A 14702-nucleotide genomic window follows, 5' to 3' on the forward strand; every position below is an offset into this window, starting at 1 on the left:
TTGAAATGCAAAAGGGCGGCCGAAAGGCCGCCCTTTTTGTTTCTCGCGAGCTCTCTCCACTCGTCATTGCGAGCGCAGCGAAGCAATCCAGAATCCCTCTGCAGAGGCAGTCTGGATTGCTTCGTCGCAAGGGCTCCTCGCAATGACGCGGAAGCAGCTACGCCTTGAAATACGCAATCTGCGTCGTCGTCGCGAGCAGCCGTCCGTTCGGGGACCAGAGCTCGCCGTTCTGGTCGGCGTAGCTCTTGTGCATGATCTTCGAGTCCGCTGTCGCGAGCACGCGCGTGATGTCCTCGGCTGCGAGTTCGTCGCTGCCGGTGTGGAAATACGTCGTCAGCGACACCGTGCCGAACGGCACCAGCTCGCGCCTTGCATGGAAGATGCGGCCGAAGAAGGCATCCGACATCGACATCAGCGACAGCATGTCGAGCTTGCGCGGCGTGCGGTCGCTGATCCAGATCTTGGAAAAGGTGCTGGCGAGCTCGGCCTGCGGCGGGCCGATCCGCATCTCGCCCTCGACGAAGCGGAATTCATACTGGTTGGCCCAGGATGCAGAAATCTTCGGGAACGGCAGCGTCTCCTCGAACGGCTTGGCGTCCGGGCACGTCGCCACCCTGTGCTCCCAGGACGGCCGGCGCTCGGCGAACACGGCGGTGGCGAGCGTTGCGACCTCGCCGCCGCCCTGTGACAGCTCGACGCTCCAATGCTGGCTGGAGCGGTTGGCCTTCACCAGCCGCACGTCGAGATCGAACAGACCCTTCGCGATCGGCGCGCAGTAATTGACGGTGAGGGCCAGCGGATCGCCGGCGCGCTCGGGATGGTCGATCAGCGCACGCAAAATGGTCGCGGCGGTGGCGCCGCCGAATGGGCCGACAAAGGCCCAGTAATCGTCGCTGGTATGCCCCTGCCAACTGCTGTCACCGGCGGTGACACGGGTTGCGTCGTCGAAGGGATGCGGGAGCTTGGCGTGCATTGTTGGTCCTCGATGCCTTCCCGGCCGTCATTGCGAGCGCAGCGGAGCAATCCAGACTGTCTCTGCGGAGGGACTCTGGATTGCTTCGCTGCGCTCGCAATGACGGTGTTTGAGGTTACGGCGTCCACACCTCGGGCGCCGCCTTGGGGATGATGACGATCATATCATCATCCAGTTCGCGAGATGCAATGACCTCGCAGGTAACGCCTATTTCACGCTGCGGAAAATCAACCTGCGACGTCGCGCAGATTCGGCAGCAGCGGCGTGGTCGGATTCACCGGCACGTTCCAGATTTCCTCGGCGTATTCGCGGATGGTGCGGTCGGAGGAGAACCACGCCATGCGCGCGACGTTGAGGATGGAGGCGCGCGTCCAGGCCGGCGCCACCTGCCAGCGGGCATCGACCGCGCGCTGCGCCTCGTAATAGGAATCGAAATCGGCGCTGACCATGTAATGGTCGAGATGGCGCAGCGCATGCGCGATGGATTCGAAGCGGCCGGGGTCGCCGGGCGAGAACTCGCCGGTCGCCATCGCATTGATGGCGCGCTGGAGCTTTGGCGAATTGCGGATGATGTCGGAGGCATCCAGCCCCTGCTTGCGCCGGATCATCACGTCGCCGGCCTCGAGGCCGAAGATCGCGATGTTCTCAGCGCCGACATGGTCGCGGATCTCGATATTGGCGCCGTCGAGCGTGCCGATGGTGATGGCGCCGTTCAGCGCCAGCTTCATGTTGCCGGTGCCGGACGCTTCCATGCCGGCGGTCGAGATCTGCTCGGACAGGTCGGCCGCAGGGATGATCACTTCGGCGAGGCTGACATTGTAGTCGGGCAGGAAGGCGACCTTCAGCTTGCCGCCGATCGTGGGATCGTTGTTGACGACTTCCGCGACGTCGTTGATCAGCTTGATGATCAGCTTGGCGTAGCGATAGCTCGCCGCCGCTTTGCCCGCAAAAATCTTCACCCGCGGCACCCAATTGCCGTTGGGATCGTCCTTGATCGCCTGATACAGCGCGACGGTCTCGATGACGTTGAGGAGCTGGCGCTTGTACTCGTGGATGCGCTTGATCTGGACGTCGAACAGCGCACCCGGATCGACCTTGATGCCGAGCCGCTCGCCGATCAGCCGCGCCAGCGCTGCCTTGTTGGCGTGCTTGACGGCACGGAATTTCTTCTGGAATTCGACGTCGCTGGCGCGGGCTTCGATCAGGCTGAGCTGCGAAGGATCGTCGAGCACGGCCTCGCCGCAGGTCTCGCGCAGCAGATCGGTCAGCTTCGGGTTCGCCAGCATCAGCCAGCGGCGGAAGGTGATGCCGTTGGTCTTGTTGGTGATGCGGCCGGGATAGAGATGGTTGAGATCGTGGAAGACGGTCTCGCGCATCAGGTCGGAATGCATTGCCGAGACGCCGTTGATACGGTGCGAGCCGACGAAGGCGAGCTGGCCCATGCGCACGCGGCGGCCGCTCTTCTCGTCGATCAGCGAGACCGAGGCGCGGAAGTCGATGTCGCCGGGGCAACGCGCCTCCGCGAGCGCCAGATGCTGCACGTTGATGCGGTAGATGATTTCGAGGTGCCGCGGCAACAGCCGCTCGAACAGTTCGACCGGCCAGGTCTCCAGCGCCTCGGGCAGCAGCGTATGGTTGGTGTAGGAGAGCGTGGCGACCGTGATCTTCCAGGCCTCGTCCCAGCGGAAATTGTGGAGGTCGACGAGGATGCGCATCAGCTCGGTGACGGCAAGGCTCGGATGGGTGTCGTTGAGCTGCACCGCGACCTTCATCGCAAGGCTGCGGAGCTGCCCGTCGGAGGTGAGGTGGCGATTGACGAGATCCTGGAGCGAGGCGGAGACGAAGAAATATTCCTGGCGCAGCCGCAGCTCGCGGCCCGCCGGGCTCTCGTCGTTCGGATAGAGGAATTTGCAGATCGCTTCCGCGCGCGCCTGCTCGGCACTGGCGCTGACATAGTCGCCCTTGTTGAAGGCATCGAGCCTGAGCGGATCGGGCGAGCGCGCCGACCACAGGCGGAGCGCATTGACGTGCTGGCCGCGCCAGCCGACGATCGGCGTATCGTAGGCGATCGCCTGCACGGTCTCGCCCGGATGCCAGATGGCGCGGTCGCGGCCCTTGTCGTCGACATGCTCGACGCCGCCGCCGAAATGGACGTGATAGATCACCTCCGGCCGCTGTAATTCCCAGGGATTGCCGAAGCTGAGCCATTCGTCGGGATATTCCTGCTGCCAGCCCTGATTGATGATCTGGCGGAACAGGCCGTAATCGTAGCGGATGCCGTAGCCGATCGCGGGGATCGACAGCGTCGCCATGCTCTCCATGAAGCAGGCGGCGAGCCGGCCGAGGCCGCCATTGCCGAGCGCGGCGTCCGGCTCGCATTTGCGCAGCTCGGGCAGGGAGACGCCGAGATCGCCGAGTGCGACCTCGAAGATCTTCAGCAGCCCCATGTTGTTGAGCGCGTCGGTGAAGAGGCGGCCGATCAGGAATTCGAGCGAGAGATAATAGACGCGCTTGCACCCGGCGTCGTAGCTGCGCTTCTCTGCGCTGAGCCAGCGGTGCACGATGCGGTCGCGCAGCGCGAGCGCCGCGGCCTGATACCAGTCGTGCCTGGTTGCCATGCCCGCGTCCTTGCCGATGGCAAGGCGCAGCTTCGCCAGGATCGCGCCCTTGATCTCAGCCAGCGCGAGTTCGTCGACGGGCTGGTCGGTGGCGGGAAAATTTGGCTGGAACGATTGATCTTGCAAGGCCGTCACTTCCTGGTCGACTGAACACTCACCCTACGCGTCTTGCTCCTGCACCGGAACCGCCACTGGTGCGGCCGTGCACTGCGCTGGCGTAAATTTATGCAAGGAACGGGCCGGTTTGGGAACCCGGACGAGCACGGAGAAACGCGGATTTGCTGCTAGATTGGCGGCCAATTCAGCCATCACTGTGGAGGAGACCCATGAGACCTCTGAGGCGACTGCTGATCGAAATCGCCGCTGCGACCCTGCTCGTCGTCTGCATCGGCGCCTCCACCGCCGCTCTGGCCGCGGGCAAGACCGGCCGCAGCGCCGATGGCCTCAGCTGCGGCTTTGCGGTCCCGCAAAATGCCTCACCCGCCACCCGCTGCGCCGCCATCAAGCGCCAATGCGGCGGCAAGTTCTACGCGAGCGCGTGCGGGGATAAGTTGATGTCGGCGGTGCGGTGAGGGGAGGGCAAGCAGCTCCCACGGTGTCGTCCCGGCGAAGGCCGGGACCCATAACCACCGCTGTCAGATGAGATGCGATAGATCGCGCCAGTCCGGATTTTCCTGCTCGATCAAGCGAATCTTCCAGTCGCGGCGCCATTCCTTGAGCGCTTTCTCCCGTGCGATCGCTTCGGACGGCGAGGTGTAGGTCTCAACGTAGACAAGTCGCGTCACGCTGTATTTCGCGACGAACTTCGAACCGCGACCCGAGCGATGCAATGCAAGCCGCATGCGGAGATCATTGGTGACGCCGATATAGATCGTCCCATGATGGCGGCTCGCCAGGATGTAGACGAAGTAGCTGCTCGCGCTCATGGCATCAGCTCGCAAAGTAACGCCGACCGGGGTAATGGGTCCTGGCTTTCGCCAGGACGACGATCTCATAATCGGCCATTAGACATCAGAACGAATTAAGAACACTTTAGCAAGTCTTTGATATATCATTGTGATTCGGCGCGTTGCCGGCACAATATCTAGCGTCCGTCAGACTTTGCGAGGACTACATGTCCACCATTGCCTTCGATCAGTTTGCCCTCACCCGGATCGCCGATTTCGCGCGGTCGCTGTCGCGGCTGCATCGGGCGGCGCGGCGTCAGAGGATCGATGACGACCAGTTCGACCGCGAGTTCAATGCGGTGTGCCAGTCGATCTGGGGCTACACCATCGACGACATCAGCGACGGGCTGTTTTCGACCGACGACCATCAATTCCTCGACACGCTGGACGAAGCGCATGCGCGCATCTTCGCGGCCGAGCAGGGCTATGACCTCGTCGACGATCAGGGCATGCTGACCGACTGGTGGGGCTTCTGCTGGATGATCTTGGCCGAGAAGCGCGGCCTCCTGACGCCGGAAAACCGCACCGCTGCGCGCGCGGCGATCGAGGAGAAATATCTGGCTGCACCGAACGTGATCGGGGTGATCATCGGGCGGTAGCGTAGCAACCTCCGTCATTGCGAGGAGCGAAGCGACGAAGCAATCCAGAGTGCCTCCGCGGCGACAGGCTGGATTGCTTCGCTTCGCTCGCAATGACGACTTGGATGCAGGTGGAGGCTAATTCAGCCCCGCGCGCTTGGCCGGCTTCTGCGTCTTCGGCACCGTCACGTCAGGCAGCGCCTCGCGGACGATCTCGGCCGATGCCGGCGCATCGGTAGCCACCGTCTCGGCGCGCACCGGAGCCACCTTCATCTCACCGAGCCGTGCGCGGACCTGTGCGGTGAGGCCGGGATAGGAGGCGACCGGGGTGAAGTCCGCAGCCTGGTCGTTGCCGACGCGGATGCCGGTGTAGGCGACGAGGCCGTCGCTGGTGGCGATCACGTCGCCGGCCTTCAGTGAGGCATCCAGCGCCAGGTCGACCGGGGCGAGGCCAACCGGGTCGCGGCCGTTGCAGGTGCAGTCGGCGCGCAGCGCCTTGCGATAGGCGAACGCGTTCTCGCTGTCGGCGTAGCGCTCGCCGGTCTGCGACGCAGCGCCATCGATCGAGGAGCCGAAATAAACCTTCGTTGCGGTGGCAGGACAGAACGCCTGACACATCTGCGCCGGTGAGACGAGCCCGCGCATCAGCGGAAAATATTTGCCGTCGCAGCTGCGCACGCAGAAGGCCGGGCCGGAGCCGCCGGCCGAACGGCTCGGCGGAGGTGCGGCACTCTGCTGGCCGGTGAAGGGATCGACGTAGGAGTTGCCCTGCTGCGGCACCTCGCGCTGTGGGCGCTGTTGCTGCAGCCCGCCGAAGAAGAAGTCGAACAGGCCTTCAGCCGAAACCGGGGCCGGCGCCGCAAGCAGCGGAGCTGCAAGGGAGGCGGCCACAAGCATCGCGCGACGCCGCCGCGCATGGGACGAGATTGTACGCAACGCTCAACTCCACCCGACGCTACTGAACCGGCTGGGACGCTCAGGTCTCAGCACATGATTCACCATAAAGCGGGATGGTAAATGAGCCGTTGAGCGGAGGCGGTTTCAAGTCGAGGCGGTGACCTCATTAAGGCCGGGCACAGCTTCCGACGGATGGTTGCATTCGGGCTACACCCGGGCAGGACGGCGGAGAGGGTTTCGCCACCTCAAGCCTTCAGGAATTCCGACGCCTTGTACAGCGAGCGGAATGGCAGGCCGGCCGCACCGAACGTGTCGGTGGCGCCTTCCTCGCGGTCGACCATGGTCAGCACCAGCACGACTTCGGCGCCGGTCTCGCGGACGGATTCCACCGCCTTCATCGCCGAGCCGCCGGTGGTGGTGACATCCTCGACGATCACGACGCGCTTGCCTTCGAGCGTCTCGCCCTTGGGCAGGCCTTCGATCGCGAGCTTGGCACCGTGCTCCTTCGGCTTCTTGCGGACGAAGAAGGCCGCGATCGGATGGCCCTTGATCCAGGAGATCTGCGCCAGCGCGCCGGCCAGCGGCACCGCGCCCATCTCGAGCCCGCCGATGAAATCGAGCTGGTCGTCCTTCAGCGCTTCGTAAGTGAGCTCGGCGAGCAGGGTCGCGCCCTCGGGGTCGAGCATGGTCGGCTTGAGGTTGAAGTAGAAATCGCTCTTGCGGCCCGACGCGAGCGTCACCTCGCCGCGGCCGAAAGAGCGCCGGCGGATGATTTCGAACAGGCGGGCGCGGGAAGCAGATTTCGACACGGCGGTCCCTCGGGAGCGTTCTTGGAGGAGGCGGAATTTATCCGCGACGGCGGCGACATTCCAGAGGGTGCATCTCCCGTCAACAGGGATCGGCCATCCCGGTCCGCCGGTTGTGGGGGTGCAACTTTCTGGAGTAGGTGAAGGCCGAACCTGTCAGGGGGAAGGAAAGCAAGGCATGACCATCGAACTGCATACCTGGAACACGCCGAATGGCCGCAAGATCTCGGTCGCGCTGGAGGAGATGGGGCTGCCCTACAGGGTGATCCCGGTGAACATCAGCAAGGGGGAGCAGATGGCCCCCGGGTTCCTCAAGCTCTCCCCCAACAACAAGATCCCCGCGATCGTCGACCCCGAGGGACCCGATGGCAAGCCGGTCAGCATCTTCGAGTCAGGCGCGATCCTGCTCTATCTCGGTGAAAAGACCGGTAAATTCCTGCCGAAATCGCTTTCCGGGCGCATCCCCGCCTACGAATGGCTGATGTGGCAGATGGGCGGCTTCGGCCCGATGCCCGGCCAGGTGCACCATTTCATCGCGCTCGAAAACGAGCAGGACCGCGCCTATGGCCTGAAGCGCTACATGGCCGAGACGCGCCGGCTCTACGGCGTGCTCGACCGCCGGCTCGAGGGGCGCGACTTCGTCGCCGGCGACCTCTCGGTTGCCGATTTTGCCATCCTGGGCTGGGCCTGGCGCCACCCCCGCCACAAGGTTGAGCTGGCTGATTTTCCCAACGTCAAGCGTTGGTACGAGGCGCTGATGGCGCGTCCGGCGGTGAAACGGGGCATGGAGGCCAAGCTGGATTGATCTTCGCTCTTACCCTTCCCTGGAGGGGGAGGGTCGATCGCGCAAAGCGCGAGCGGGATGGGGTGATCTCTCCACGCAGGCAGCGCTCTTCGCGGAGGGACCGTCACCCCACCCCGTCACGCAATCTCGCTTTGCTCGATCGCGCGCCGACCCTCCCCCTCCAGGGGAGGGTAAGAAAGACCCTCACACCTTCTTCGCCTCGACCGCCATCCTGACCGCGAGCCCGGCCAGCACCGTGCCCATCAGCCAGCGCTGCACCAGCATCCAGCTTGGCCGGCGCGTCAGGAACAGCGCGATCGAGCCTGCGGCGAGCGCGATCATCGCATTGACGCTGACGCTGATCGCGATCTGGATCCCCCCCAGCACCACCGACTGCGTCAGCACGCTGCCGGCCGTGGGATCGATGAACTGCGGCAGCAGCGCCAGATACAGCATCGCGATCTTCGGGTTGAGCAGATTGGTGACGAAGCCCATGGCGAACAATTTGCGCGGGCTGTCGACCGCGAGCTTTCTCACCTGGAACGGCGAGCGCCCGCCCGGCTTCACCGCCTGCCAGGCGAGTCAGAGCAGATAGAACGCGCCGGCAAAGCGCAGCGCGTCATAGGCAAAGGGAATGGCGAGCAGCAGCGCTGTGATGCCGAACGCGGCGCACAGCATGTAGAACACGAAGCCGAGCGCCACGCCGCCGAGCGAGACGATACCCGCCGCGGGCCCCTGCGTGATCGAGCGCGAGATCAGGTAGATCATGTTCGGCCCGGGCGTCAGCACAAGACCAAGGCAGACGAGAGCGAAGCCGAGCAGGGCGGAGGTGTGGGGCATGGATGAACCGGTGCGGGAGACGCTACAGTTCTAATCTGCGGGGCCTTGCAGGGCCATCGCGCAATTGCACGGAGGACAATTGAGTTCGCATGTTGCGTACGCGGTGGTGCGGTCTTGCGCAGGCGCGCTCCCTCGCCCCGTTCTTACGGGGAGAGGGTTGGGGTGAGGGGCCTCTCTCCGCAGGTGAGATCGCTGTGAGACCTGTATCCCCTCACCCCGGAATCCGCGCTACGCGCGAATTCCGACCTCTCCCCGCTTGCGGGGAGAGGTAAAGAAGAAATCAGTGCGCCTCGTCCCAATTGTTCGCCGCACGCGCGTCCACATGCAGCGGCACTGACAGCAGCACGGCCGGGAACGGCGCGTCCTGCATCACGTGCTGCACGACGGGGAGCGTTGCCTCGACCTCGGCGTCGGGCACCTCGAAGATCAGCTCGTCGTGCACCTGGAGCAGCATCTGCGCCGACAGCTTCTTTTCAGCGAGCGCATCCTCGACGCGGGTCATGGCGCGACGGATGATGTCGGCGGCGGTGCCCTGGAGCCGGGCATTGATCGCGGCGCGCTCGTTGAAGGCGCGCACCGAGGCGTTGGACGCCTTGATATCGGGATAGTGGCATTTGCGGCCGAACAGCGTGGTGACGTAGCCGTGGCTGCGGCAGAAGTCGCGCGTCTCGTCCATGTAGGCGCGGATGCCGGGGAAGCGCTCGAAATACTTCTTGATGTAGGCGGAGGCTTCCTCACGCGCGATGCCGAGCTGGTTGGCGAGGCCGAACGCGGAGATGCCATAGATGATGCCGAAATTGATCGCCTTCGCGCGGCGGCGGATTTCGCTCGGCATGCCCTCGATCGGCACGCCAAACATTTCCGATGCCGTCATGGCGTGAATGTCGAGCCCGTCGCGGAACGCCTGCTTCAACACCGGAATGTCGGCGATCTCCGCGAGCAGACGCAGCTCGATCTGAGAATAGTCGGCTGACACCAGCCTGTGCCCGGGCGTGGCGATGAAGGCGCGCCGGATCTTGCGGCCATCCTCGGTGCGCACCGGGATGTTCTGCAAATTCGGCTCGTTCGACGACAGCCGGCCGGTGGTGGTTGCGGCCAGCGCGTAGGTGGTGTGGACGCGATGCGTCTGCGGATTGACGTAGGTCGGCAAGGCGTCGGTGTAGGTCGATTTCAGTTTCGAGACTTGCCGCCACTCCAGGATTTTCTTCGGGAAGTCGTGGCCTTGCTCGGCGAGATCATCGAGCACCTGGGCGGTGGTCGACCATGCGCCGGTTTTGGTCTTGGAGCCCCCTGGCAGTCCCATCTTGCCGAACAGGATGTCGCCGATCTGCTTGGGGCTGCCGACATTGACGGGCTCGCCCGCGATCTGCTGGATCTCGGCCTCGACGCGCGCCGCGGTCTGGGCAAAGTCGCCGGAGAGCCGCGACAGCACCTGACGGTCGATCGAGATGCCGCGTCGTTCCATCCGCGCGAGCACCGCGACCAGCGGCCGCTCCAGCGTCTCGTACACCGCGGTCATGTGCTCGGCGACGAGGCGAGGCTTCAGCACGCGCCACACGCGCAGGGCCATGTCGGTGCCTTCCGCCGACAACGGCGCGGCCTTCTCGATCGGCACCTGGTCGAAGGTGATCTTGCCCTTGCCGCTGCCGAGCAGCTCGCCTTCCTTCAGCATGGCGTGGCCGAACCAGCGCTCGGCGAGCGATTCGAGCCCATGCGAGCCCCGACCGGCGTCGAGCACGTAGGAGATCAGCAGCGCATCGTCGGTGTTGCGCAAGGTGATGCCGTGCTGCGCCAGCATCACGGCGGTGAATTTGACGTCGAAGCCGATCTTGAGGATGCCTGATGATTCCAGCACCGGCCGAAGCGCCTGAAGCGCGTCTTCGTGCTTGACCTGGTCGGGGGCAAGGCCCTCGTCGAACAGGCCGGCACCGCCGCCGGACTGCTTGTGCGCCAGCGGCACATAGCAGGCCTCGTTCGGCGCCAGCGCCAGTGCGATGCCGCAAAGGTCGGCCTGCATCGGATCGATCGAGTTCGCTCTTGTCTCGATCGCGACATGGCCGACGTCATGGATGCGCGCGATGAAGGCGTCGAGCTCTTTGAGCGTCTTGATCGCCTGGTATTTGCTGCGATCGACCGGAAGCTTGCGCAGCGCCTCTTCGCGCGCTGCGGCCAGCGAGATCGGCGCGCCCTTCGGGCTCGCCGCCTTGTCTTCCTTGCTTGCGGACTTGTTGGGCTCGTTCGGCCGAGCTTGCGCCGGCGCGCCGGCGCCCGGCGCGGGCACCACGTCCGACGGCGGCAGCGGCGAGAACACGCTGGCGCCGCTGGCATAGCCGGGGTCGGCATCGACGTTGGCGGGATCGATTTGCGAATAATCGGCGACGCGCCGCGTCAGCGTCGTGAACTCCATTGCCTTCAGGAAGGCGATCAGCTTGCGCGCGTTGGGCTCGTGGACGGCGAGGTCGTCCAGCGGGACCTCGAGGTCGACCTTGTCGTCGAGCAGCACAAGCTGCCGCGAGATCCGCGCCTTTTCCGCATTCTCCAGCAGCGCCTCGCGCCGCTTCGGCTGCTTGATTTCGCCGGCGCGGAACAGCAATTGCTCGAGATCGCCATATTCGACGATCAGCTGTGCCGCGGTCTTGATGCCGATCCCGGGCACGCCGGGCACGTTATCGGTGGAATCGCCGGCCAGCGCCTGCACCTCGACCACCTTCTCCGGCGGCACGCCGAACTTCTCGATCACCTCGGCAATGCCGATGCGGCGATCCTTCATGGTGTCGTACATCGTGACGCAATCGGTCACGAGCTGCATCAGATCCTTGTCGGAGGACACGATGGTCGCGCTTGCGCCGCGCTCGCAGGCCTGCCGCACATAGGTCGCGATCAGATCGTCGGCTTCGAAGCCGACTTGTTCCAGGCAGGGCAGGTCGAAGGCGCGCACGGCCTCGCGGATCAGCGCGAACTGCGGAATGAGATCGTCAGGCGCCGGCGGCCGGTGCGCCTTGTAGTCGGGATAGATCTTGTTGCGGAAGGTGATCTCCGACTTGTCGAAGATGATCGCCAGATGCGTCGGCCGGTTGTCCTCGGGCATGTCACGCAAGAGCTTCCACAGCATGTTGCAGAAGCCGAGCACGGCGTTGACCTGAAGACCGTCGGACTTGCGGTTCAGTGGCGGCAGCGCGTGATAGGCGCGGAAGATGTAGCCGGAACCGTCTACCAGGAAGACGTGGTCGCCCTTGCCGGCCGCCTTCGCCGCGACCGGTTTGGCAGCAGCTGTCGCAGCAGCGGACTTGGCAGCAGCGGACTTGGCAGCAGCGGGCTTGGTGTCGGCGGCAGCCTTTGGCGCGGACTTGGTGTCAGCTTTGGCGGAGGTCTTCGGGGATGTCTTGGGCATGGCCGCAATGTATGAATTTTTGCGGGCTTTGACAGCCTTGGGAGGCGGATTTTTGGGTCGGCGGAGCCACTATCCCCACTGTCATTCCCCGCGAAAGCGGGGAATCCAGTAGGTCGCGGCTTCTCGGTTCAATCACTGGCGCCTCGGCGTACTGGGTCGCCCGGTCAAGCCGGGCGACGACACTGAGAATGGCGCTACTCCGCCGCCTGCAACACGGCGCCCGGCTTCTTCGGCGCGATCCAGAATGCATCAGGCCGCTCGAACAGGAAGCGCGCATTGAGACGCAACGCCATCTGCCAGATCGCCAACGCTCCGAGCACGCCGACGATTGTGACGACCAGCGACACCGTGCCGATGTCGGCAATGACGCCCGTGCGCAGCAGCAGCGTCCGCGTCGCCGCCATAGGCAAGAAGAAGGCGAGATAGATCACGATCGAATGCTCGCCGCAGAAGCGGAGGAAATTCAGCCACTGTGCGCGCGCGAGCAGCGTGCCGATCGTGATGATGGCACAGGCGCCGGCGAAGCCGAGCACCAGCGAGACGATTCCCCATTCGCTGGCACCCCATGCGACGAGGCCGGTATTGACCAGCGCCCAGGTCGCGAGCGCTGCAAGCGCCAGGGCCGGACGGCTGCGGGCGCGATCCGACAGCGCGAACACGTAAGGTGCGAACAGGTAGCCCGAGTAGAAATAGACGAAGCGCGCGCAGAACTCGTCGATGACGGTCCAGCCGGTCGTGATGCGTGCGGTCTCCAGCGCAGCGGCGACGAGCCAGATCGCGAGCGGCGGGGCGTTGCGTGTCAGTTTTGTGACGACGAAGAAGATCGGCAGCAGATAGATGAACCACAGCGTGCCGAACGGCTCGATGAAGGATTCGAGATACAAGAGACCAACGTGGCTCCAGCTCGTCTCCGCCGCGAAGGCCGGCGCCTTGAAGCCGAATTGGATTGTCACCCAGACGACATAGAAATAGGCGAAATGCACCACCTTGCGGTCGAGATAGGTTCGCCAGTCCCGATCGATCACCAGTGACAAGAACAGGCCCGAAATCAGGAAGAAATCCGGCATCCGGAACGGCTTTGCGAAGGCCACGGCAACATGCATGAAACCGGTCTGCCCGGCGGCGAGCTCGACCCCCAGCACCGAATGCATCATCACCACCATGACGATGCAGATGCCCTTGGCGTAGTCGACCCAGTCGACACGCGCGGCAGAAGGGGCCCTGGAAAGTCCGCCCGCAGCTGTGCCTGATCGTGCCATGGTGTCCCTCTTCGAGGCGCCTTCCGCCCGTCCCCTGTCTGGGTGCGGGGCAGTTTGGAGCCCAGTGGTTTCCGACTTCTTTACCGGTTCAAATAACGGGCCGGTTTTTGCATGCGGACTGTTCCCTGACCTCGGGAAAATGCTAAACCGCCCCGAATTGGGCTTTCGTTAACCAAGCTGGAACGGGATTTTTCATGCGAATTGCGATGATCGGCACGGGCTATGTCGGGCTGGTGTCCGGGGCCTGCTTTGCGGATTTCGGTCACGACGTCACCTGCGTCGACAAGGACGAGAAGAAGATCGCGGCGCTCCATCGCGGCGAGATCCCGATCTACGAGCCCGGGCTCGAGGACCTCGTTGCGACCAATGTGAAGGCCAAGCGGCTCGACTTCACCACCGACCTGTCCGGGCCGGTTGCCGATGCCGATGCCGTGTTCATCGCGGTCGGCACGCCGTCGCGTCGCGGCGATGGCCACGCCGATCTCACCTATGTCTATGCCGCCGCGCGCGAGATCGCGCAGTCGTTGTCCGGCTTCACCGTCGTCGTGACGAAGTCGACCGTGCCGGTGGGCACCGGCGACGAGGTCGAGCGCATCATCCGCGAGACCAATCCCAAGGCCGATGTCGTCGTCGCGTCCAACCCCGAGTTCCTGCGCGAGGGCGCCGCGATCCGCGACTTCAAATTCCCCGACCGCGTCGTGGTCGGCACCTCCGACGAGCGTGGCCGCAAGGTGATGGGCGACATCTATCGCCCGCTGTCGCTGAACCAGGCACCCCTGATGTTCACGGAGCGTCGCACCGCCGAAATGATCAAATACGCCGCGAACGCGTTCCTGGCGACCAAGATCACCTTCATCAACGAGATCGCGGACCTCTCCGAAAAGGTCGGCGCCAATGTCCAGGAGGTCGCGCGCGGCATCGGCCTCGACAACCGCATCGGCACCAAATTCCTGCATGCGGGTCCGGGCTTCGGCGGCTCGTGCTTTCCGAAGGACACCAAGGCGCTGATCAAGATCGCGCAGGACTACGACGTGTCTCTGCGCATCGTCGAATCCGTGCTGGCAGTCAACGAGAACCGCAAGCGCGCGATGGCGCGGAAAGTGAGCCAGGCGCTCGGCGGCTCGCTGCGCGGCAAGACCATTGCCGTGCTCGGCCTCACCTTCAAGCCCGACACCGACGACATGCGCGATGCGCCGTCGATCCCGCTGGTGACGGGGCTGATCGACATGGGTGCAAAGGTCAAGGCGTTCGATCCCGTCGGTATGGAGCAGGCCAAGAGCGAGCTGCCGACCATTACCTATTGCGAGGATGCCTATGCCTGCGCACAAGATGCCGATGCACTGGTCATCGTCACCGAATGGGTACAGTTCCGCGCGCTCGATCTCGGCCGGCTGAAGGCGGCCATGGCAAAGCCCGTCGTCGTGGATCTCCGCAACATCTACCGCCCGGAGGACATGGAAGCCGCCGGCTTCGTCTATGAGAGCGTCGGTCGGCCGCCGGTGCAGGGCTGATCGCTACACTATTATTCTCGACCGAAAACCGTCATGGCCGGGCTTGTCCCGGCCATCCACGTCTGTTTTCTAGTCCAAGACGTGGATGCCCGGCACAA

11 protein-coding genes and 1 pseudogene are annotated in these 14702 nt (G+C 64.3%); 4 read left to right on the top strand and 8 right to left on the bottom strand.

Annotated features, from left to right (window positions below; genetic code table 11):
- Positions 1-157 precede the first annotated feature (157 nt).
- Together NLM27_RS35815 and NLM27_RS35820 are read right to left on the bottom strand one after the other, a co-directional pair.
- The gene (locus tag NLM27_RS35815; protein ID WP_254147747.1) at positions 158-973 is read right to left on the bottom strand and encodes an acyl-CoA thioesterase II; all 816 of its coding nucleotides are present in this window, start codon (positions 971-973) and stop codon (positions 158-160) included.
- A 227-nt stretch (positions 974-1200) separates the two neighbouring features.
- The gene (locus NLM27_RS35820) at positions 1201-3717 is read right to left on the bottom strand and encodes a glycogen/starch/alpha-glucan phosphorylase (RefSeq protein WP_254147748.1); all 2517 of its coding nucleotides are present in this window, start codon (positions 3715-3717) and stop codon (positions 1201-1203) included.
- A 200-nt stretch (positions 3718-3917) separates the two neighbouring features.
- On the opposite strand from NLM27_RS35820, the gene NLM27_RS35825 reads away from it, so the two are divergent.
- Positions 3918-4163: a hypothetical protein gene (locus NLM27_RS35825; protein WP_254147749.1), complete on the top strand. Its 246-nt coding sequence runs from the start codon at positions 3918-3920 to the stop codon at positions 4161-4163.
- Positions 4164-4226: 63 nt separating this feature from the next.
- Here the strand turns inward: NLM27_RS35825 and NLM27_RS35830 are convergent, their stop codons facing one another.
- Positions 4227-4517: a GIY-YIG nuclease family protein gene (locus tag NLM27_RS35830; protein WP_254147750.1), complete on the bottom strand. Its 291-nt coding sequence runs from the start codon at positions 4515-4517 to the stop codon at positions 4227-4229.
- A gap of 188 nt (positions 4518-4705) precedes the next feature.
- Between NLM27_RS35830 and NLM27_RS35835 the strand changes: the two genes are divergently transcribed.
- Positions 4706-5137: a hypothetical protein gene (locus tag NLM27_RS35835; RefSeq protein ID WP_254147751.1), complete on the top strand. Its 432-nt coding sequence runs from the start codon at positions 4706-4708 to the stop codon at positions 5135-5137.
- A 117-nt stretch (positions 5138-5254) separates the two neighbouring features.
- Here the strand turns inward: NLM27_RS35835 and NLM27_RS35840 are convergent, their stop codons facing one another.
- Together NLM27_RS35840 and pyrE are read right to left on the bottom strand one after the other, a co-directional pair.
- Positions 5255-6013, bottom strand: a complete 759-nt coding sequence (locus tag NLM27_RS35840; RefSeq protein WP_254147752.1) for a DUF2865 domain-containing protein — start codon at positions 6011-6013, stop codon at positions 5255-5257.
- Positions 6014-6258: 245 nt separating this feature from the next.
- A complete protein-coding gene (pyrE, locus tag NLM27_RS35845; RefSeq protein WP_254123827.1) occupies positions 6259-6822 on the bottom strand; it encodes an orotate phosphoribosyltransferase in 564 nt (187 codons plus the stop codon).
- Positions 6823-6997: 175 nt separating this feature from the next.
- Between pyrE and NLM27_RS35850 the strand changes: the two genes are divergently transcribed.
- Complete coding sequence (locus NLM27_RS35850; protein ID WP_254147753.1) at positions 6998-7624, top strand: glutathione S-transferase family protein; 627 nt, start codon at positions 6998-7000, stop codon at positions 7622-7624.
- A gap of 183 nt (positions 7625-7807) precedes the next feature.
- On the opposite strand, the pseudogene NLM27_RS35855 reads toward NLM27_RS35850, so the two are convergent.
- From NLM27_RS35855 to NLM27_RS35865, 3 genes and pseudogenes are all read right to left on the bottom strand, one after another.
- A pseudogene (locus NLM27_RS35855) lies at positions 7808-8443 on the bottom strand (LysE family translocator).
- A 280-nt stretch (positions 8444-8723) separates the two neighbouring features.
- Positions 8724-11834: a DNA polymerase I gene (gene polA / locus NLM27_RS35860; RefSeq protein WP_254147754.1), complete on the bottom strand. Its 3111-nt coding sequence runs from the start codon at positions 11832-11834 to the stop codon at positions 8724-8726.
- A gap of 194 nt (positions 11835-12028) precedes the next feature.
- A complete protein-coding gene (locus NLM27_RS35865; protein ID WP_254147755.1) occupies positions 12029-13093 on the bottom strand; it encodes an acyltransferase family protein in 1065 nt (354 codons plus the stop codon).
- Between the two features lie 194 nt (positions 13094-13287).
- Between NLM27_RS35865 and NLM27_RS35870 the strand changes: the two genes are divergently transcribed.
- Complete coding sequence (locus tag NLM27_RS35870) at positions 13288-14604, top strand: UDP-glucose/GDP-mannose dehydrogenase family protein (RefSeq protein WP_254147756.1); 1317 nt, start codon at positions 13288-13290, stop codon at positions 14602-14604.
- Positions 14605-14702: the final 98 nt, after the last annotated feature.

The sequence above is a fragment of the Bradyrhizobium sp. CCGB12 genome (assembly GCF_024199845.1).
GTDB lineage: Bacteria > Pseudomonadota > Alphaproteobacteria > Rhizobiales > Xanthobacteraceae > Bradyrhizobium.

Coding starts and splice junctions, on each gene's coding strand:
- NLM27_RS35815 (WP_254147747.1), bottom strand. CDS start 973: ATGCACGCCAAGCTCCCGCATCCCTTCGACGACGCAACCCGTGTCACC.
- NLM27_RS35840 (WP_254147752.1), bottom strand. CDS start 6,013: ATGCTTGTGGCCGCCTCCCTTGCAGCTCCGCTGCTTGCGGCGCCGGCC.
- NLM27_RS35830 (WP_254147750.1), bottom strand. CDS start 4,517: ATGAGCGCGAGCAGCTACTTCGTCTACATCCTGGCGAGCCGCCATCAT.
- NLM27_RS35870 (WP_254147756.1), top strand. CDS start 13,288: ATGCGAATTGCGATGATCGGCACGGGCTATGTCGGGCTGGTGTCCGGG.
- NLM27_RS35825 (WP_254147749.1), top strand. CDS start 3,918: ATGAGACCTCTGAGGCGACTGCTGATCGAAATCGCCGCTGCGACCCTG.
- polA (WP_254147754.1), bottom strand. CDS start 11,834: ATGCCCAAGACATCCCCGAAGACCTCCGCCAAAGCTGACACCAAGTCC.
- NLM27_RS35865 (WP_254147755.1), bottom strand. CDS start 13,093: ATGGCACGATCAGGCACAGCTGCGGGCGGACTTTCCAGGGCCCCTTCT.
- NLM27_RS35835 (WP_254147751.1), top strand. CDS start 4,706: ATGTCCACCATTGCCTTCGATCAGTTTGCCCTCACCCGGATCGCCGAT.
- NLM27_RS35850 (WP_254147753.1), top strand. CDS start 6,998: ATGACCATCGAACTGCATACCTGGAACACGCCGAATGGCCGCAAGATC.